This is a genomic window from Bergeyella anatis, assembly GCF_036016955.1.
Taxonomy (GTDB): Bacteria; Bacteroidota; Bacteroidia; order Flavobacteriales; family Weeksellaceae; genus JAYWXI01.
Map to the genome: position 1 here is coordinate 199,614 of NZ_JAYWXI010000002.1, position 19,409 is coordinate 219,022.

At 44.4% G+C, this 19,409-nt stretch carries 14 protein-coding genes; 6 read left to right on the top strand and 8 right to left on the bottom strand.

The window, feature by feature from the left end:
* Positions 1 to 18 precede the first annotated feature (18 nt).
* The 4 genes from VQ048_RS02455 (at position 19) to pth (ending at position 9,011) form a co-directional block, all read left to right on the top strand.
* Entirely contained in the window at positions 19 to 5,001 is a 4,983-nt protein-coding gene (locus tag VQ048_RS02455; RefSeq protein ID WP_327610092.1) for a translocation/assembly module TamB domain-containing protein, read from the top strand.
* A gap of 2 nt (positions 5,002 to 5,003) precedes the next feature.
* Complete coding sequence (gene tamL, locus VQ048_RS02460) at positions 5,004 to 7,340, top strand: translocation and assembly module lipoprotein TamL (RefSeq protein ID WP_327610093.1); 2,337 nt, start codon at positions 5,004 to 5,006, stop codon at positions 7,338 to 7,340.
* A 12-nt stretch (positions 7,341 to 7,352) separates the two neighbouring features.
* On the top strand, positions 7,353 to 8,279 hold the full coding sequence (locus VQ048_RS02465) for a YihY/virulence factor BrkB family protein (RefSeq protein WP_327610094.1): 927 nt from the start codon (positions 7,353 to 7,355) through the stop codon (positions 8,277 to 8,279).
* A gap of 168 nt (positions 8,280 to 8,447) precedes the next feature.
* Entirely contained in the window at positions 8,448 to 9,011 is a 564-nt protein-coding gene (gene pth, locus VQ048_RS02470; protein ID WP_327610095.1) for an aminoacyl-tRNA hydrolase, read from the top strand.
* A gap of 68 nt (positions 9,012 to 9,079) precedes the next feature.
* Here the strand turns inward: pth and VQ048_RS02475 are convergent, their stop codons facing one another.
* The 8 genes from VQ048_RS02475 to VQ048_RS02510 form a co-directional block, all read right to left on the bottom strand.
* Positions 9,080 to 9,934, bottom strand: coding sequence for an HAEPLYID family protein (locus VQ048_RS02475; protein ID WP_327610096.1), 855 nt, complete (start codon positions 9,932 to 9,934; stop codon positions 9,080 to 9,082).
* The gene (locus VQ048_RS02480; protein ID WP_327610097.1) at positions 9,931 to 10,623 is read right to left on the bottom strand and encodes a DUF2490 domain-containing protein; all 693 of its coding nucleotides are present in this window, start codon (positions 10,621 to 10,623) and stop codon (positions 9,931 to 9,933) included. Before VQ048_RS02480 ends, VQ048_RS02475 begins: the two co-directional genes overlap by 4 nt.
* 52 nt (positions 10,624 to 10,675) lie before the next feature.
* Positions 10,676 to 11,311 carry a carbonic anhydrase gene (locus VQ048_RS02485; protein ID WP_327610098.1) on the bottom strand — a complete coding sequence of 212 codons (636 nt, stop codon included), beginning with the start codon at positions 11,309 to 11,311 and terminating at the stop codon, positions 10,676 to 10,678.
* A 163-nt stretch (positions 11,312 to 11,474) separates the two neighbouring features.
* A complete protein-coding gene (locus VQ048_RS02490; protein ID WP_327610099.1) occupies positions 11,475 to 13,082 on the bottom strand; it encodes a SulP family inorganic anion transporter in 1,608 nt (535 codons plus the stop codon).
* Between the two features lie 150 nt (positions 13,083 to 13,232).
* Positions 13,233 to 13,544: a hypothetical protein gene (locus VQ048_RS02495; protein WP_327610100.1), complete on the bottom strand. Its 312-nt coding sequence runs from the start codon at positions 13,542 to 13,544 to the stop codon at positions 13,233 to 13,235.
* Between the two features lie 123 nt (positions 13,545 to 13,667).
* On the bottom strand, positions 13,668 to 14,342 hold the full coding sequence (locus VQ048_RS02500) for a carbonic anhydrase (RefSeq protein ID WP_327610101.1): 675 nt from the start codon (positions 14,340 to 14,342) through the stop codon (positions 13,668 to 13,670).
* A 16-nt stretch (positions 14,343 to 14,358) separates the two neighbouring features.
* A complete protein-coding gene (locus tag VQ048_RS02505) occupies positions 14,359 to 14,934 on the bottom strand; it encodes a serine O-acetyltransferase (protein ID WP_327610102.1) in 576 nt (191 codons plus the stop codon).
* Positions 14,935 to 14,956: 22 nt separating this feature from the next.
* Positions 14,957 to 16,120: a glycosyltransferase gene (locus VQ048_RS02510; RefSeq protein WP_327610103.1), complete on the bottom strand. Its 1,164-nt coding sequence runs from the start codon at positions 16,118 to 16,120 to the stop codon at positions 14,957 to 14,959.
* 158 nt (positions 16,121 to 16,278) lie between these two features.
* On the opposite strand from VQ048_RS02510, the gene VQ048_RS02515 reads away from it, so the two are divergent.
* Positions 16,279 to 17,589 carry a UDP-glucose dehydrogenase family protein gene (locus VQ048_RS02515; protein WP_327610104.1) on the top strand — a complete coding sequence of 437 codons (1,311 nt, stop codon included), beginning with the start codon at positions 16,279 to 16,281 and terminating at the stop codon, positions 17,587 to 17,589.
* Positions 17,590 to 17,611: 22 nt separating this feature from the next.
* A complete protein-coding gene (locus tag VQ048_RS02520; protein ID WP_327610105.1) occupies positions 17,612 to 19,402 on the top strand; it encodes an ABC transporter ATP-binding protein in 1,791 nt (596 codons plus the stop codon).
* Positions 19,403 to 19,409 lie beyond the last annotated feature (7 nt).

The following is a 19,409-nucleotide window of genomic DNA, read 5'->3' on the forward strand; positions in this document are numbered from 1 at the left end:
CCAAAGAAAAAAACACTTTTGAAAGTAAACGCTAGAAAAATACTGAAATACGGCGCGGTTGCCTTATTGTCTTTTGTTGTGCTTTTGGTGGTTTTGGTTCTTAGTCTCCGGCTGCCTGCGGTGCAGAATGCCATAAAAGACCGTTTGGTGGTTTATTTGGAAGACAAAATCCAAACCAAGGTAGAATTACAACGGTTTTATGTGGGCTTTCCCAATAGTTTGGTAATGGAGAATCTCTACCTTCAGGGAAAGTCGGAGGACACGTTGCTTTATGCCAAAAAATTCGATGTGGGGCTTGATATTCCCAAGCTTTTGAGTAACACGGTGGATTTGACTTCGATTGAACTGGAGGGGATTCGGGCCAATATTGTTCGTCATCCGGACGGGCGATTTAACTTTGATTACATTCTTGACGCTTTTGCCACCAAGGAGGAAGAAGCTTCGGAATCCAAACCTTTTGTCATTTCCTTGGATAAGATTCGGCTGAAAGACATCGGGATTTCTTTTGTCGACCGTCAGGCCGGAAATCATACCAGGGTTTATTTCAAGCATTTCGACACGAGGGTCAAAACGTTTGATTTGGATAAGAATTCGTACGCCCTTAATACGATTGCCATGGATGGTCTTCGCCTGAAGCTCCATCAAGATTTATTGGAAGAAGCCGGTAAGAAAGTGGAAGAAAAGGTGGATTCTCTAAACCGTAAAAACCCGATGAATCTGTCGCTGGGCGAGATAAAGTTAACCGACTTTAATATCGATTATGGTGATGAAAACACCAAGACGTTTGCTAAAATTGTTTTTGGGGAGCTCAGTACGCGGATTAATGGGATGGATTTACCCCGTAACCGTTACGACATAGACCGTGTGATGCTGAAAGAGGCCGTTATTGACGCCCGTCTTCATTTGGTTGAAAAACCATCTTCCGACGGAGAGAAAAAAAGCATGGCCGAGGAGGAAAATGCTTTGCAGTTGCTTTTGGGCGAGATGATTATTGATAATGTCAGGGCTTCTTACCGAAATACGGCTGCCAAACCTGCTACGAGGGGCATGGATTTTAACCGTCTTAATTTTTCGAACCTTCATCTTGACCTTCGCGATTTTCAAATGCAGGAGGGTGCGGTAACCGGGGAAATCCGTTCGGCTCGGGTGAAAGAGGGAGGCGGTTTGGATCTCCGTCGTTTGCAGACGGAATTTGCCTATGCCGACCGAAAGGCTTATCTCAAAAAGCTATATTTGGAAACCCCTTACACGGTTCTGCGGGATGAAGTTACTTTGACATACGATTCGGTGGAGCAATTGGTTTCCAATCCCGGAGCGGTTGGGGTTTTGGCTTCGGTTCGGGATTCGAGGGTTGGTTTTAGGGACTTGCTTTATTTTGCGCCGGATTTGCGTCATACCTCTCCTTTCGATAAGTACCCTAACGCTATTCTTAATATCGATGCGAGGCTTAAGGGAAAGATTAACGACCTCAATATTTCTGCGTTTCAGGTTTCGGGGCTTGGCGATTTGAATGTGGCGGTTTCGGGAACGGTTAAAAATGCCATGAATCCGGAAAAACTCCGCTACGATCTTAATCTTCGCAATATTTCCACTTCTTCGGCCACTTTACGGGGGCTTCTTCCGGCTAATACTTTGCCTTCTACCCTTACTTTACCTTCCAAAATGGTTTTGTCGGGACGGGCGAAGGGTTCGCTTTCGTTTGTGGATACGCAGCTTAAATTGCTGAGCAATTTGGGTAATGCGGTTTTGGATGCTCGTGTGGATATGGCAGAAAAGGGAAGGGAGCTCTACACGGTGAAAGGGCGTTTTCAAAATTTTCAATTGGGGACGATTCTTCAAAACAAAGATTTGGGCATGGTTAGTGGAAGGATTTTTGCCAATGGGCAGAATTTCGATGTGATGAACGGCGTTTCGGAAGTCAGAGGAACACTTGAGGCTTTCGATTATAACCGTTACCGTTACCGCAATGTGGCTTTGTCCGCAAAGGTCAATCGGGGTCAATATTGGGCTAAGGTAAATTCGGATGATCCTAATGCAAACCTTAATTTGACTGCATCGGGACGTTACCAGAACAACCGCCCCACGGTTGCTCTTGAAGGTCAAATCATAAAATTGGATTTGCATCGTTTGGGCTTTTACCAGGAGCCTCTTCTTTTGGCAGGGTCTATTGATGGCGCGTTTAGCAGTCTTGATCCCGATGCTCTCAACGGAAAATTAAGCCTAAGCCATTTTGCTTTGTCGAATGGTAAAGAAGTTTATCCCGTTCAGGATATTCATATTACGGCGGAAGCGCAAGAATACGCCAACCGTTTGAGTCTTCGTTCGCAAGTGGCGGATGTCGATTTGGACGGGAATTATAAACTTACTCAGATTTTTGGGGCTTTGCAGAATACAATCCATCGGTATTACCGTTTTCAGAAAACGGATGGTTCTACTCCAATTGCGCCTAATCAGTATTTTACCTTCGAGGCTGTGCTTAAAGACGATGATTTGTTAAGGCGTTTTGTTCCAGAGCTTACCCGCTTTGAGGAGATTAGGCTTGAGGGGCGTTACGATGCGGATCGGCAGAGGCTTCATTTCAACGGAGCCGTGCCTTCGGTGACTTATGCGGATAACACGATTAGCGGCGGCTCTTTTAACGTGGCCAATAACGACAACGCATTGGTTTACGATTTAGAAATTGCGAAGGTGGAAACCGCTTCCATGGCGGTTCATCGTTTGGCACTAAAGGGGGATGTATCCGATAATACCCTGAGGTATACTCTTTCGACAGAAGATGAAAAACAGGTTCGTCAATTTCTTGTAGCCGGCCGTTTGCAATCTTTGGGAGAAGGGATGAAACTCTCGCTTAATCCGGACGGACTGCAGCTTAATTATGATCACTGGAAGGTTGCCGAAGACAATGCAATCCATTTTGGAGAAAAAGGCTTTTTTGCCCAAAATTTCACTTTGAGCCATGATGGAAGCCGCATTGCGGTAAATTCCGAATCGCAGAAATTCAACAGCCCTTTAACGGTGGAGGTGCAAAACTTCCGAATCGAAACCATTACGGACATCATCCGAAAAGATTCTCTTTTGGCCCAAGGCGGTATTGACGGTACCCTTCGTGTGGAGCATTTTGGAAAACCGTTGGCTCTGACTACGAACCTTGATGTGACGGATTTGAAAGTCTTCGGAAGTCCCGTAGGCAATCTTAAAGTGGATGTAAAAACCAAAACGCCCGAGGTGCTTTATGCCGATGTAGTGCTTAGTGGTTTTGATAATGACGTGAGAATTAACGGGGATTACCTTTTGGCCGACAATGCTTTCGATTTGCAGCTCAAGATTAATCGTTTGCAGATGAAAACATTGCAGGGGCTTAGCGGAAACGCTATTCAGAAGGCCACGGGGCATCTTTCCGGGAAAATTAACATTACGGGAACGGCGAACGAACCGAATCTTAGAGGGGCATTGGGATTCAATAATGCCGGTTTGGAAATTACCCAAACGGGGAGTGTGTTTTCCGATATAAACGATGAAATCCGTTTTACGGGAGAGGGGATGGTTTTCGATCGTTTTGCACTTAATGACAATGAAGGAAACCGCTTGGTATTGGACGGTAAAATCCACACGAAAGACTATAGGGACTTCCGTTTTGACCTTGGGGTTAATGCGGACGGTTTCCGTTTGGTGGATTCCGAAGAGGATAACGATCGTATGATGTACGGGGTGTTGGTTTTGGATGCGGCGTTGCATATCGGTGGCGACTTGGCGCTTCCGGAGGTTGATGGTCGTTTGGCGGTAACCGACAAAACGGATTTCACATTGGTTATGCCACAAAGCACTCCGGCCAAACAGACCAGGGAAGGTATTCTTGAATTTGTGGATAAGGACAAGGTGGCCCTGAACCAAACCTTAAAAACGGATAGTTTGGATACCCAAAGCCGTATAAAAGGGATGGACGTGAGTGTGAATATCGGCTTGGACAAGGAGGCTAAATTCTCTCTGATTATTGATAAAGCCAGTGGTGATTTTGTGAAAATTCAGGGGGAGGCCGATCTTACGGGAGGGATTGATCCTTCGGGGAAAACCACTTTGGTAGGGGTATTCCAGGTGGAAAAAGGAGATTATGAAATGTCGTTCAGTTTGGTCAAAAGGAAATTTGAAATACAGAAAGGGAGCACCATTACTTGGACGGGCGAGCCTACGGCGGCGAATTTGGATATCACGGCTGTTTACAAAACCAATGCGGCACCGATTGACTTGGTTCAGCAGCAGATTACGGGACGCTCCTCTGCGGAGATGAATATGTACAAACAGCGCATCCCTTTCAATACGCTTCTCCATCTTGACGGCGAGCTTCTGAAACCGGTCATTACTTTTGATATTACCACGGACGATGAAAATCCTTCGGTGGCTACTTTTGTTATGGAGGACACCAAGATGAAATTGGAGCAGCTCCGTACCAACGAAAACGAGATGAATAAACAGGTTTTTGCTTTGTTGATGCTCAATCGTTTTATTGGCGAAAACCCTTTCCAGAGCGAATCGGGGGTTTCGGCGGGGACCATGGCCAGACAAAGTGTCAGCCAAATTCTTTCTCAGCAGCTTAATAATATTGCTTCCGACCTGATTGCTGGTGTGGATTTGACATTTGATTTCGATTCTTATGAAGAGTATTCTACCGGCTCGCGAAATCAAAGAACGGACATGAATGTGGCTTTGAGCAAGCGGCTTTTGGATGACCGTTTAAAAGTGTCGATTGGCAGCAGTTTCGGCTTGGAAGGTGGGGCCAGACAGAACGAAAATATGACGAACATTGCGGGGGATATTGCGGTGGATTATAGTCTTTCCAAAGACGGGCGTTACCTGCTGAGGGCTTACCGTAAGAACGAATACCAAGTGGCTCTTCAGGGGCAAATCATAGAAACGGGGTTGAGTTTCGTCATCACTTTGGATTATGATGATTTCAAAACGATTTTTCGGAAAAGTAAACTTAAAACCGGATTACAAAAAAAATAATTATGCGAACGCAGAAAATAGGGAATAAATCTTTTTTTTCGGGATGTGCTGGAGGACTTTCTTTGGTTCTTCTATCGCTCGTTTCTTCTTGTAACACCCGCTATCTTAACGATGGCGAGCTGCTTTACACGGGCGCCGAAATCCGTATTGAGAATGACACGATGGGGAAATCCGAGCGTGCCGGATTAAAGAGCCGTTTGGAGGAAAATCTAACCCCGAAACCCAATGCTTCTTTTCTGGGGCTTCGTCCCAAATTGTATGTTTGGAACCTCACGAAAGACACCAAAAAAGAAAAAGGATTGAGCCACTGGCTGAAAAACAAAGTCGGAGAAGAACCGGTGCTTTTGTCTTCCGTGGATCGGGAATTCAATACTTCAATTATCGAAAATTACTCCGAGAACAAAGGTTATTTTAATGTTCGGGCGTCTTACGATACGCTTGTCCGGGGCAAAAAGGCAAAAGTGGTCTATCGGGTGAAAACGGGACCTCGTTACCGTATTGCCGAGGTGGATTTTCCCAAAGACTCGACCAAAATCAATGCTGAAATCCAAAAACTGGCTTCCAAGTCTTTGCTTAAAAAAGGAAAACCTTTCGATTTGGACGTGGTGATTGCCGAAAGGGAACGAATCGACAGCCGTCTGAAGGAAAACGGGTTTTATTATTTTCATCCCGATAACCTCATCGTGCAGGCGGATAGTACGGTTAACCAACGCCCTGAGGTGGAACTTACCGTCAAGCTGAAGGACAATGTGCCTTCGTTGGCCAAACGTCAATTTACCATCGGTAATGTTATTGTTTTTCCCGATTATAATATTCGCCATGTGAGCGAAGGAAAGTACCGCGTACCGGCAAATATCGATTCGCTGGAGGTTTATAAAGATTTTTATATTGCCGATCCGGAGCACAAATTCAAACCGAGGATTTTCGATCGTGCACTTTACTTTAACAAAGGGGACATTTACAATAGGGGCGACCATAACCTGACGCTTAACCGCTTGATCAGTTTGGGGGTTTTCAAGTTTGTAAAAAACGAATTTGTTATTTCGGATTCCTTGCGTAACCGTTTCGATGTTTATTATATGCTTACTCCGCGGGAGTTTCAATCTTTGCGGGTGGAAACTACGGGGCGCACCAACTCTGCCAATTATGGCGGTGGAGAACTTAACCTCAATTGGACGCATCGAAATATTTTCCGAGGAGCCGAGCAGCTCAAAACTTCACTTTATGGCGCATTTGATATGCAGATGGGTGGACAGAGGGACGGGAACAATATCTTTCGGGCCGGTGCTAATGCCCAACTATCCATTCCGCGTTTGGTGGCGCCGTTTCGATTTTCTTCTTCCAGTGGGTTTGTTCCGAGAACCAATGCCTCGTTGGGGTATGAATACAACAGTCGCACAAGACTTTACTCACTGCATAACTTTAATGCTTCCTTTGGGTATTTATGGAAAGAAAACGTGAGGAAGGAGCACGATTTAAAAGTGATGCAGGCGACTTTGGTTTATCCGGAAAAGATCACCCCCGAATACGAGGTGCAAATGGCGGTTTATCCGACTTTGCGCAGGGTGGTGGAAGAGCAGTTTATTTTCGGGCCGACGTACGCTTACACGTACACCAACACCATGCTTCCGAAAAAGACAACGCTTTACTATCGCGGGATGTTGGATTTGGCAGGAAACCTTACAGGGCTTTTAATGGGAGCCGATGCCAAAAACGGGAAGCAGAAAGAGATTTTCCGCCTGCCTTTCAGTCAATATGCGAAAATGGAACACGACTTGCGTCTTTACCACCGTTTGTCGGAGAAGCAAAGCATCGCTGCAAGGACGGTTTTAGGAATCGCTCTGCCTTATGGTAATTCTGAGTATATGCCTTTTTCCCGACAGTTTTTTGTAGGGGGAAGCAATAGTGTTCGGGCTTTCCGTGCCAGAACCTTGGGGCCAGGAAGTTATGACCCCCGAACGCAGACCACTTCGTTCTTTTTTGATCAGGCGGGAGACCTTAAGCTGGAAATCAATGCCGAATATCGGGCTAATCTGTATCGCTTTCTTAATGCTGCTGCTTTTGTGGATGCAGGGAATATTTGGCTGGTGAATGAAGATCCTAACCGCCCCGGAGGGAAGTTTTCCGGGCGATTTATGAAAGAAATCGCTGTGGGGGCAGGGCTGGGGCTCCGACTGGATTTTTCTATTCTTATTCTTCGGCTGGATTTGGCTGTGCCGCTTAGGGTTCCTTATTATGAAGAAAAAGACCGCTGGATGTTTGATAAAATTGATTTCGGCAATGCCGCTTGGAGAAGAGATAATTTAATGTTAAATATAGCCATAGGCTATCCATTCTAATAAATTAAACAGATGACTAAACGAGTGAAATTTTTGTGGGAGGTTTTATTGAAAGCGGCTCAGGACTGGGCATCGTCCAATGCCATGCGTAATTCGGCGAGTATTGCTTATTATGCGATTTTTTCGATTCCGGGTTTATTGATTATTATTATTTGGTTGGCGGGGTATTTCTTCGGCGAAGAAGCCATTCGTGGGGAAATCAGTCATCAAATTAGCGAAGCGGTGGGCTACGAGGCGGCTCAGAGTATTGAGCAGATGGTGGCCGGGTCGCTTATTGATAAAGATAATGTTTTGATGAAAACCGTAGGGGTTTTTTCATTGGTTTTTGGGGCGACGACGCTTTTTTTTCAGTTGCAGAAATCGTTGAATGACCTTTGGAGCATTGAGCCGGCTCCAAAGAAAGCGTTAATTAATTTTGTGCTCAGCCGAGCCAACTCTCTTGGGATGATCCTGATTATCGGGTTTCTGATGACCATTACCATGATTTTTTCTTCGGTTGTTAGTTTTCTCAATGGGTATATTACTCATAGTCTGGGGTTTGAAACGTATAATCTCATGCAGATTGTTAACTTTTCGGCGGGGTTTATTTTGACGACGTTGGTATTTGCGTTTATGTTTAAGGTTTTGCCGGATGTGCAGTTGGGGTGGCGTTTGGTTTGGCCAGGAGCGTTGCTTACTTCTTTACTTTTCACGGCGGGTAAGTTTATATTGAGTTATTATTTTACTTCGTTTCAGCCTACTTCTACATTTGGGACGGCGGGTACGATTGTTTTGGTGATGATGTGGATTAATTATTCTTGCATGTTGGTTTTTTTCGGTGCGGAGTTCACTCGGGTGTTTGCCGCTAAATCGGGGCAGGCCATTAAACCTTCGCGTTTTGCCAGTTGGAACAGGCTGAAGCAGTTGGAAGCAAAAGTAGGAACCGAGGAGGAAGAATAACGCTTTTTTTTGAAGGGCAGGAATTTGTTATTGGAATTGGTCGTCCGATGGAAGTAATTTCGACGGACGATTTTCTGAAGGATAGATTACGAAAACTTCAGTACTTTTGCGGTGTTTTCTCGGACGGAAAGCGAATTAGAACCCAAAACTCAAAGAAAATACATACACGTGAAATATCTTATTGTAGGACTAGGAAATAAAGGGGCAGAATACGAAAACACTCGTCATAATATTGGTTTTAAGGTAGTGGAAAAGCTGGCGGAAACGATAGAGGCTCCTTTTAAAACGGCTAATTTCGGTTGGCTGGCGGAGGGCAAATACAAGGGGCGGAAAGTTTTGCTTTTGAAACCGGATACTTATATGAACCTCTCGGGGAAAGCCATTAAATTTTGGATGCAGAAAGAAAACATTCCTTTGGAAAATCTTTTGGTTATTACGGATGATTTGGCTTTGCCGTTCGGGACGTTGAGGATGAAAATGAAAGGTTCGGATGCAGGGCATAACGGACTGAAGAGTGTTCAGGGGGAGCTTCAGACTCAAAACTACCCTAGGCTTCGTTTTGGCATTTCGGCTAATTTTGCTCAGGGACGGCAGGTGGATTATGTGATTGGCGAATGGACCGACGAAGAGAAGGAGAAGTTGGGAGAGAGAATCGAGCAATTTTCGAAGGCTTCTTTGGCGTTTGTGTTTGCTGGGATTCAGAATGCCATGACGGGATTCAACGGAAAATAGAGATAAAAAAAGCCGAGGCTTCACAGAAAAGCCCCGGCGGGAATCTATTTATAAAAATAGAAAAAAGCCTAACGGTGTGGCGGCTCGTAAATGAGCCTAAGGAACGAGCTGAAGCGCTCGTTGTGTTTGCTTACGGGAATTCCCGTGACAATACCCAGCATGATTTCGTTATTGACGACCAATCTCATTTGAGGTCGGATGACCATGTCGAAATTATTGCGGTAAAATTCTTTGTTAAACTCCACACCAATAAAGTTTCTGGTGCCCGAAATCATGTAGTGAACGTTGCTGTTTACCTGCAGGGTATGATGCCAGCTTTGGTCCGAGAAATGTTGCTCGATGACCGGTCCGGTGTAGAGCAGGGTGTGGAAATTGTTTCCCCAGCGTTTGGCGGCCACGAAAAAAGGATTGAAGACGTTTCCCGTAAAAAAACGTTCATTCTTCATGTTGTTAAAGGTATTGAGCTCGAATTCGTGGATGTAGCCCAACGCCAGCGAAGTCGATTTTTCTTCGTTTACCAGGAAAGTGTATTGAGCGGCCATTTTTAAACTGTTGATGGCGTTATCTGGTTTGAAGCCATCGTTGTTTTTGGAGTAAATGGAGAAGGGAATTTCCACCTCCAGACCCAAACGGTCGATAGGCGCCCATTCGTATTCGACGAGGCCTTCGTATTTGTCGTAATTGTTTTTATCGGTGATGCCGAAACCGGCGTTCCATTCTTTCTCTCCTTTTCTGGCGCCCAAATCGCGGATCAGGTCGATGTAAAGTGGTTCGGCGTGTAGGACTTTTGGGGGATGATTTTTGGGGTTTTCGACTTGGTGGATGTATTCCAAATCCAGTTTCCGTTCATGGGAAAGACTGTCTTTCTCTTGCGCGTGGCAAAGTACGGAAAAAGAAAAAATCAGGACAAAAAACGTTCTCATCGGGATAGATTCAAGGTGTTGAATATAGCGATTTGGATTTGACCTTGGTTTTGTTTCGGCGAGAAAGGGCTTTGCCCCTTGGTGATGACGGTTTGGTCCATGTAGCCGATTTCAAACCGGGTGTTTTTGTTAAGGACGTAACCTAGGGCGAGGTAAATCCGATTTCGATCGAACACTCGGCTTTCGGGTACGATAAAGATTTCGTTATAGGCCGAAAGGTAGGTGGATTTGGCTTCCATGCCTTGTTTGGACAAGGGGAGGTTTGCGGCTAAAAAATACCGGCCTCTTAGTCTGAAGTCATTGGTGTCGAGAAACCGCTGTTCGGTACGGAAGCGGTGTTGGATTAATGCTTTTCCCCATTTCGATTTATGGATGAACTGCTGGTAGATGCGGTGTTCGGAAGAGGTTTGCCGGCGAAGGTCACCGTCTCCGTAATTGGTAATGTAGCCGTAGCCCAAAAGCAGGTTATCGTTGTTTTCGGAAAGGTTAAGGCCGACACCGGTTCTTAGTAGGATTTGTTGGGGGGAGGCTTGGGGATTTTCGTTACGGAATTGGGCTTCCGTCCACCAGTTCCATTTCGGAGAGAGAGCCTGATTGCCGAAATACATAAACCAAGCGTTATCGAAATTTTCTTTCTGGGCAGAAAAAAGGCCTCCGACAAAAACCAAAAGCAGTGCTAATTTTTTCATTTTTATATAGTCTGAAATAGGCCGGCAATTACCGGCCTTTTGAATGATGAGATTAAAGCCAGGTAACCACTCCGGTTTCCACATCGTAGTTTGCGCCTACGATTTTGATTTTTCCTTCTTTTTCCAATTTTCTTAAGGTGGAACTTTGGTGGCGGATATCTTCAATGGTTTTTTTCACGTTGTGCACATTGAGTCTTTCCAACAAATCGGCGTTTAGGGAGGTTCTTTCCTCGTCTTCCTTTAGGATGTCTTCAATTAACGGGTCGAAATGATAAATGAGGTGGTTGAGGTTATCCATTCCTAAGTCCTCAATTTTGGCAGCATCCAATCCTCCTTTCAGGGCCCCGCATTTGCTGTGTCCCAATACGACGATTAGTTTGGAGCCTGCTACATTACATCCGAACTCCATGGAGCCCAAAATATCTTGGTTGACAAAGTTTCCGGCAATACGGATGCTGAAAATATCCCCCAACCCTTGGTCGAAAATCAGCTCTGCGGAAGTACGGCTGTCGATGCAACTCAGAATAACGGCAAAGGGCCATTGACCTTCCGTGGTGTCGTTGACTTGTTCCAAAAGGTTTCGGTTGATTTTCAGATTGTTAACGAATCGGTCATTCCCTTCTTTAAGAAATTGAATGGCTTTTTCCGGTGTAATGGTGGCCTGGGTTTCTGAAGTGTGTGCTTTCATGTTTTCTTTTATTATTTAGTGATTTTGATACCTAAGTAAGTTTTTAGTTCTCTTTTTTCATTTTTTGACTCTCACTTTGCCGGAAACCCAATAGGATTCCCGGCAAAGTGAAGAATTGTTTGAAAAATTTAGATTTGATTTTTATTAATCAGTCCTCACGGTCTTACATCGCTCTTCGGTGGTTGATGACGACGTGGGAGTGTTGGTCTTTTTCGTAGTCTTTGTAAGACGTTCGGAAGCCCAAGAGTTCTACGGTAATGTTCTCTTCTTTTGCCCGAATGTTGGCAAAGTCCTCGATTAGTTCAATCACATCCGAAGTGATATAGGAGGTGCTGCGGGCATCGATGATGACTTTGGAGTCGGGTTTGATGTTTTTTAAGGTCTTTTTGATGGCTGCTTTATTCAAGAAAGAGACTTCTTCGGCCAATCTGAGTTTGACCTCGTCGGCTTCTTTTAGTTCTTCTCGGCTGAAATAGTAAGCCCGTTTCATATTACCTTGAAGGATGTAGAAGATGGCGATGGCCATACCGATACCCACGCCTTTAAGCAAGTCGGTAGCGACTACGGCGACCACGGTGGCGATGAAAGGAATAAACTGGTATTTTCCTTTGTGCCAGAAGTGCATGATGGTTGCCGGCTTGGCCAATTTGTAACCTACCAAAATAAGAACGGCAGCTAAGGTTGCCAGTGGTATTTTGTTGAGTAAGAACGGGATGGTTAGGGCACAGATTAAGAGCAAAACCCCGTGGATGATGGCGGATACTTTGCTGGTGGCTCCGGCGTTGGCGTTGGCCGAGGAACGAACGACCACCGAGGTCATTGGCAGTCCGCCGATAAATGAACTTACCAAGTTTCCGATGCCCTGCGCGCGAAGTTCGAGGTTGGTGTCGGTGATTCTTCTGCGGGTGTCCATGCGGTCGGCGGCTTCAATACAAAGTAGCGTTTCGATAGAGGCCACAATAGCGATGGTAGCCCCTACGATCCACACTTGTGGATTTAAGAATCCTTCAAAAGCAGGAAACGTTACCATGGCTCCGAGGTCATTCAGGGAGGTAGGTACAGGGAGTTTGACCAAATGGTCTTCCCCGATGGCCAAGCTGCTACCGCTGCTGATGAAGAAGGCGTTCAATAGAATACCTACAATAACGGCCACTAATGCTCCGGGGAGCAGTTTTAGCTTTTTTAATGCCGGAATATGATCCCAAGCCAATAGGATGGCCATGGAGACTAAGGTTACGATGACCACGCCGGGCTGGATGGAGGAGGCAATATTGCTCAGATAGGTGGAAACGGCTTCTATGCTGTAACCGTTGTTGAAGAGGGTTTCGCTGCCTTCAAAATCGGAGTCGTAGCCCAAAGCGTGTGGGATTTGTTTTAGCACGATGATGATTCCGATACCGGCCAACATTCCTTCGATTACGTTATTGGGAAAATAGTTCGAAATACTACCGGCTCGTACGAAGCCTAAAACCAACTGGATGATTCCGGCAATTACTCCGGCACAAAGGAAAAGTTCGAAAGAGCCCAGTTTGGTTATGGCACCGAAAATAATAGCGGTTAATCCGGCTGCGGGACCCGATACGGAAATGTGGGAGTTACTGAGGTATCCAACGATAATCCCTCCGATGATTCCCGCCACAACACCAGACAAAGGTGGGGCGCCAGAAGCTAGTGCAATTCCCAAACATAGGGGAAGAGCGACCAAAAATACGACTAAACCGGAAGGAAAATTTTCTTTAATTCCTCCAATTAAATTTGTTGCTTTTTTCATTATGGTAATTATAAATAGTTTCTATAAAATATTGACTTTCAATCTAAAAGGAAAGGTGTTGAAACTTGCCTAACCCTTTTTAGGGATAAGGCCCGTATGGGACGCTCTCCCAAAGAGGGGAGAAGCATGATTAAAGACTTAGCTGAAAATTTAAGCAAGAGCTTTCCACTCCGGAGGAGGGGAGAGGATAAAATAGAACGGATTATGAAAGATTTTTTCGTCTAAGGAAACAAAGACGGAAGATACGCTGAGCATAGCCCAAAACCCGATAAAATCTTTGATGTATAGTGTTTTCGGTAGGGTTTTTTCGGAAAAAGCCGCACAGGAGCCGTGATGAATCTCTTCTTCGGAAACCGTGGTATTGGTTTGTCGAAGATCCATATCCAAAACCCCGGCCAACGAAGGGAGAGCCAAGGAGTTTAAGAATAGCATCAAAACCAATATGTTAAGAATCCGATTCACAAAAAACGCAAGGTTTAAGAAACACAAATATAGAAAAAGGCTTGGCAAAAACCAAGCCTAAAAATAGATGAAATCTAAATTTTAACAAAATTTAATACCGAAAATCTATAATTGTGACAAAAATCACTTTTGGTTTTTCCGGTGGAGGTGCAGCCAGTCGGAGTTTGTCAGGTCGTAAATTTTTTGGATGTCTTTCAGGATGGTTAGATAATCGATTTCGAGGTCTTTTAGTTTTCCGGTTTCGATATCAAAAACCCAGCCGTGCACGATGGGGAATTGGTCGATGATATAACGCTCTTGGACGGCCGCCATTTTGATGACGTTGATGCACTGTTCCTGTACGTTAAGTTCGGTTAGCCTTCGGTAGCGCTGGTTGATATCGTTGATGTCGTCCAGTTCTTTTTGGTGCAGGCGGTAGACGTCCCGAATGGTTCTTAGCCAAGGGTTCAGAAGGCCGAGGTCTTCCGGGGTCATGGCGGCTTTTACCCCTCCGCAGCCGTAGTGGCCGCATACGATGATGTGTTTTACTCTCAGGTGTTCCACGGCGTATTGGATGACGGCGGTGGAACTCATGTCCAAAGTATTGACGACGTTGGCAATGTTTCGGTGGACGAAAACTTCACCGGGTTGCAACCCCATTAGTTCTTCGGCGGTTACGCGGGAATCGCTACAACCGATGTACAAAAATTCGGGGGACTGCCCTTCGGCCAACTTTTTGAAAAAATCTTGGTCTTCATTTAGCTTTTGGAGTACCCACTGTTCGTTGTTTTGAAAGATGGTTTCGTAGGATTTTGGCATGAGTGAAAAAATTTGGTTAATGTTTTAATGGTTTTATTTTGTGATTGATGTAGTCGAGGGTGGCGTTTTCTTTCGGGATAATTTGAGCAGGGTTTCCCATGGCAATGCTATGGGAAGGGACGTCGGTATTGACGTAGGCATTAGGCGCGATAAGAACGTCGTTGCCTATTTTGATGTTACCTACGATTACGGCATTGGGGCCGATCCATACCTCGTTTCCGATGGTCGGAACGCCTTTGTTTTTTCCCCGGTTGGCTTGGGCAATGGTTACGCCTTGAGCGACATTGCAGTTAGCTCCAATTTTGGTTTTGGGATTGATGACCACCGCTCCCCAATGGCCTAAGTAGAACCCCTCGCCAATTTGGGTTTCGGGATAAATTTGAAAACCATAGCGGATTTGGTACCGGCGTAAGAGAAGCCGCCAAAATAAACCTCTGATGGAGCGTTTGGATGACTGCTGGCATTTTCGTAGCAGGTACAGGTAATGCAGATTGGGGTTGATGCATTTTTTCAGCACGCCCAAGGGAGAGAGCCATTGGCCGCTTTCGCGGTAAAAATCTTTTTGGATAATGGTCGGTGAGTTTGTCGCCATACCGCAAAGATAGCGAGAAAAATTATAAGTGGTCCAAAACGTTCATGATGGTTTGGACGGAATTTTTTAGCGTGAAGGGCATGGTGTATCCGTGGAGGTTTTGGGCGTATTGGTAAAAGGTTTCTGGGGCGGAGAGCGCTTGCTTCATCCCTTGGTAGAGGCCTTCTTCCGAGTTTTCCACAATGAGGCCCAGTTGCCCGTTTTCGAGCATTTCCCTAACACCGGAGACGTCGGTGGCAATGATATTTTTCTTTAAGGTTAGGGCTTCGAACAGAACGGTCGGAAAGCCCTCGTAGCGGGAGCTTAAAACATAGAAGTCTGCGGCTTTGAAATGTGGATAGGGGTTTTCTGTGAAACCGGTCATTTCCGTGGTGTCCTCAAGGTTTAGCTCTTTTCTTAGACGGTTGATATGGTCGAAATCGTAGCCGTCGCCTATAATTTTGACACGGTGCGGGAAGCCGTCGTCCAAGAGTCTTTTATGGACTTTGAGCAGGCGGTCGAATCCCTTTTGGGGAAAGACGGTGCCCACCGAGACAAATGTTGGGGGGTTGGCGTCGTTTTCCGAGGAAATGGCATTGAAGGCCGTGCTTTTGGATAAAATTTCCTCGGTATCCAATGGGTTGTGGATGCGGACGATTTTGCTGCGCTCGGAATCGGTTCTGGCGAGGTTTTCGAAGTCGCTTCGGAGGTGTTCCGAAATGACCATGATTTTGTCGAAACCGAAAAATTTTCGAATTTCCTCATCGGTGTAGTGGTGGAATTCGGTTTTTCGAAGATCGTTATGAATCCAAACGATTTTTTTCGAAGAATGCAGGGGCGAGTGGAGAATGTCGTCCCGAAGACCATGAATGGCGGCGAACTCAATATCGTAAACTTTGTTTTTCAGGATAAAGCGGTACAGAAGCTTGGGGAATCGCTTCAGGATTTTTTGGTAGACCACCCGGAAGGCTTTTATGGGAAGATCCTGAATGCGGTTGGTGGTAATCATTTCCCCTTTGTTGAGGTATAGCACGTTAATCCATGAAGGAACCTCGGGGAGGTATTTCCCGGAATAAAGGTTGAGTAAAAGGTCGATTTCATATTTGTCTTTCGGGAGGTTTTTCAGAAATGTGACCAATACTTTTTCGGCTCCGCCGTGCCGAAGAGAGCCTATTCGGATCAGGATTTTCTTTTTGGAAGAATTCATTGTTTTTCGGGTTCCGCGTGAGGATCGGTTGCAAAGTTAACCAATAGGAATGAAAGAGGGATAGGGTAAGCACGGAAAAAGAGGAAAACGGCGATAAATCAGTAGGTATTGGGGATATTTTAGTACTTTTGTACCGAGTAAATACAAAGAAAACACGAATGAATATCACGATTGTAGGAACGGGCTATGTGGGGCTCGTAACAGGAACAACTTTGGCGGAACTTGGAAACTCGGTGTACTGCGTGGATGTGGATGCCGCAAAAGTGGAAAAGATGAAAAACGGCATAGTTCCTATTTATGAGCCGAATTTGGAGGAGATGTTTCTGCGCAACATCCAAGCCGGTCGTTTGTTTTTTACGACAGATCTAAAGGAGGCTTTGGACAAAAGCGAAGTGGTTTATTTGGCGTTACCTACGCCGCCGGGAGAAGACGGTTCGGCAGATTTGTCTTACGTCTTGGGGGTGGCTTCGCAGATTGGAGCCCTTATGACGGAATATAAAGTGATTGTAAACAAATCGACGGTTCCGGTAGGGACGGCCGAACGGGTTACGGAGGTGATTGCCTCCCGGACGACAATTCCTTTCGATGTGGTATCCAATCCCGAGTTTTTGAGAGAGGGTTTTGCTGTGGAGGATTCTATGAATCCTGCCCGAGTGGTTGTGGGTACGCGTTCGGAGCAGGCTAAGGCTATCATGGCTACGATATACCAACCGTTTACCAATACCGGTGTGCCAATCATCTTCATGGATGAAAAGTCTTCGGAACTTACGAAATATGCGGCCAATTCTTTCCTCGCGGTAAAGATTACCTTCATGAACGAAATTGCCAATTATTGCGAGAAGGTAGGAGCGGATGTGGACAAGGTGCGTTTGGGAATGGGAAGTGACGACCGGATCGGGCATCGGTTTCTTTTTCCGGGCATCGGCTATGGTGGAAGCTGTTTTCCCAAAGATGTGAAAGCGTTGATTAAATCTGGAAAGCAGGAGGATTTTGATTTTAAGATATTGCAGGCTACAGAGGAGGTTAACCAAAAGCAGAAAATTGTTTTGGTGGAGGCGATTGAGCAGTACTTCGGAGGCGATTTGAAAGGGAAAAAAATTGCACTTTGGGGACTGGCCTTCAAGGCTAATACAGACGATATTCGTGAAGCTTCTTCTTTGGATAATATCCGTTTGCTTACGGAAAAGGGAGCGACCGTGGTGGCTTATGATGCGATTGCGGAGGAAAATGTGCGACGGCTCATTGGGGATAAGATTACTTATGCTCCAGATATGTATACCGCATTGGAAGGGGCGGACGCACTTTTGATTGCCACGGAGTGGCCCGAGTTCAAAAACCCGAATTTTGAAAAAATGGCCGAAAAACTGAAAAATAAAGTGGTCTTTGACGGGCGTAATATGTTTCCGTTGGAAATCCCTCAGCAACACGGTTTTTTCTACAAGAGTATCGGAAGAAAAACGATAAATTAAGGGTAAAGACTATTTGGAACGCATGGAAAAAAAGGAGGCTGCTAAAATTTCGACATTAGGCTATTTCAGGTATTTTCAGAATATTGTGGGAATCCATATTTATGGCTACCTCATCATTAATTTTTTAGTCGGATTGCTTGACGGTTTGGGTCTAGCCATGTTTGTTCCTTTGTTGTCTATTGCCACAGGAAGTACGACTAATAATGAGTCTCTAGGAGAATTAGAGTTTTTGGTTACAGGAATCAAACAATTAGGAATTGAACTTAATCTTGCCACAGCTCTTGGGTTGATGATAAGTTTATTCGTTCTGAAAGGCATTTTTTTTTACATAAGGACAATTTATTTTACCAAAATACGCCTAGTAGCCATACGGAAAATAAGATGGAATTTACTGTCAGGCTTTAAGGATTTATCTTATGAGGGGTTTACCAAGCTGGATGCAGGAAGGATTCAAAATAATATGATAGGGGAGGTTGATAAACTGGTTAATGCTATGGTTACCTATTTTGTAAGTATTCAGCATGTGGTCATGCTACTTACCTATGTGGTTTTAGCCTTTTTATCCAATTGGCAATTTGCTATTATGGTAGGTATAGGAGGGGGATTAACCAATATTTTCTATAAATATATCAACAAGAAAACCAAAGAATATTCAAGAAAGCAGTCTTTTGTAGGGCATGACTTTAATGGTAATCTTATTCAGGCAATAAATAACTTTAAGTATTTAAAAGCCACAAATTATTTTAAAACTTACGAGAGAAAATTGAAAGATAATATTTGGGTATCGGAAGATCTTAACTTTAGAATGGGGAAAATAGGAGCGATAGCAGAGAGTTTAAGAGAACCTATGATTATCATTATCATTGCAATGGTTATTTTGGTTCAGGTAAATGTTATGGGAGGAAGCTTTGGTTCTATTTTAGTGAGTTTGCTTCTGTTTTATAGAGCTTTAGCTCACTTGGTGAGTATGCAAAACTCTTGGAATAATTTTATGCGAACTTCTGCAGGTTTAGAATCGGTAGAGTTTATTCTTTCTGAATTTAAACGTTATCAAGAGCCAAAATTGCAAGGCGAAATTCAAAATATTAGTACTATTGATACAAAGGATATTAGCATTACATATGGGCGAACTCCTATTTTGAGAAATATTAATATCAGTATTAGTCCAAAGTCGTCTATAGCTTTGGTGGGAGAGAGTGGTGCAGGTAAAACAACTCTAGCTAATGTGCTTTGTGGTCTGTTACCACCTCACAAAGGAGAGGTTTTTATGGACGGTATTTCTTTATATAAGAGCAATCTAAATAGTTTTAGAGATAAGGTAGGCTACATCACTCAAGAACCTGTGATATTTGATGATAGTATTTTTAATAATGTAACTTTTTGGGCAGAGAAAACACCTGAGAACATAGGGCGGTTTTGGAATACCATGGAAATGGTTTCTATGAAGACTTTTGTGGAGGGTGTAGAAAACAAAGAAAATGCAAGATTGGGTAATAATGGTATTTTAGTCTCAGGAGGACAAAAACAGAGGATTTCTATTGCCAGAGAACTTTATAAAGAGGTTGAGTTATTGGTGATGGATGAGGCGACCTCTGCCTTGGATTCTGAAACGGAAAAACATATTAAGGAAAGTATAGATATGCTACAAGGTAAGTTTACAATGATTATTATTGCTCATAGATTATCCACTGTCAAAAATGTAGACCAAGTATATCTGATGGAAAAAGGGGAGATTATTAATCATGGGACTTTTGGTGAGTTATTGAATAAATCTGAAAGATTTAAAAAAATGGTAGAATTGCAAGAAGTTTAAAACCAAA

What these genes read in the sequence shown, in the direction of transcription:
- tamL (WP_327610093.1), top strand. Translation starts at nt 5,004, where the DNA reads ATGCGAACGCAGAAAATAGGGAATAAATCTTTTTTTTCGGGATGTGCT.
- VQ048_RS02465 (WP_327610094.1), top strand. Translation starts at nt 7,353, where the DNA reads ATGACTAAACGAGTGAAATTTTTGTGGGAGGTTTTATTGAAAGCGGCT.
- VQ048_RS02475 (WP_327610096.1), bottom strand. Translation starts at nt 9,934, where the DNA reads ATGAGAACGTTTTTTGTCCTGATTTTTTCTTTTTCCGTACTTTGCCAC.
- VQ048_RS02480 (WP_327610097.1), bottom strand. Translation starts at nt 10,623, where the DNA reads ATGAAAAAATTAGCACTGCTTTTGGTTTTTGTCGGAGGCCTTTTTTCT.
- VQ048_RS02485 (WP_327610098.1), bottom strand. Translation starts at nt 11,311, where the DNA reads ATGAAAGCACACACTTCAGAAACCCAGGCCACCATTACACCGGAAAAA.
- VQ048_RS02490 (WP_327610099.1), bottom strand. Translation starts at nt 13,082, where the DNA reads ATGAAAAAAGCAACAAATTTAATTGGAGGAATTAAAGAAAATTTTCCT.
- VQ048_RS02500 (WP_327610101.1), bottom strand. Translation starts at nt 14,342, where the DNA reads ATGCCAAAATCCTACGAAACCATCTTTCAAAACAACGAACAGTGGGTA.
- VQ048_RS02505 (WP_327610102.1), bottom strand. Translation starts at nt 14,934, where the DNA reads ATGGCGACAAACTCACCGACCATTATCCAAAAAGATTTTTACCGCGAA.
- VQ048_RS02510 (WP_327610103.1), bottom strand. Translation starts at nt 16,120, where the DNA reads ATGAATTCTTCCAAAAAGAAAATCCTGATCCGAATAGGCTCTCTTCGG.
- VQ048_RS02515 (WP_327610104.1), top strand. Translation starts at nt 16,279, where the DNA reads ATGAATATCACGATTGTAGGAACGGGCTATGTGGGGCTCGTAACAGGA.
- VQ048_RS02520 (WP_327610105.1), top strand. Translation starts at nt 17,612, where the DNA reads ATGGAAAAAAAGGAGGCTGCTAAAATTTCGACATTAGGCTATTTCAGG.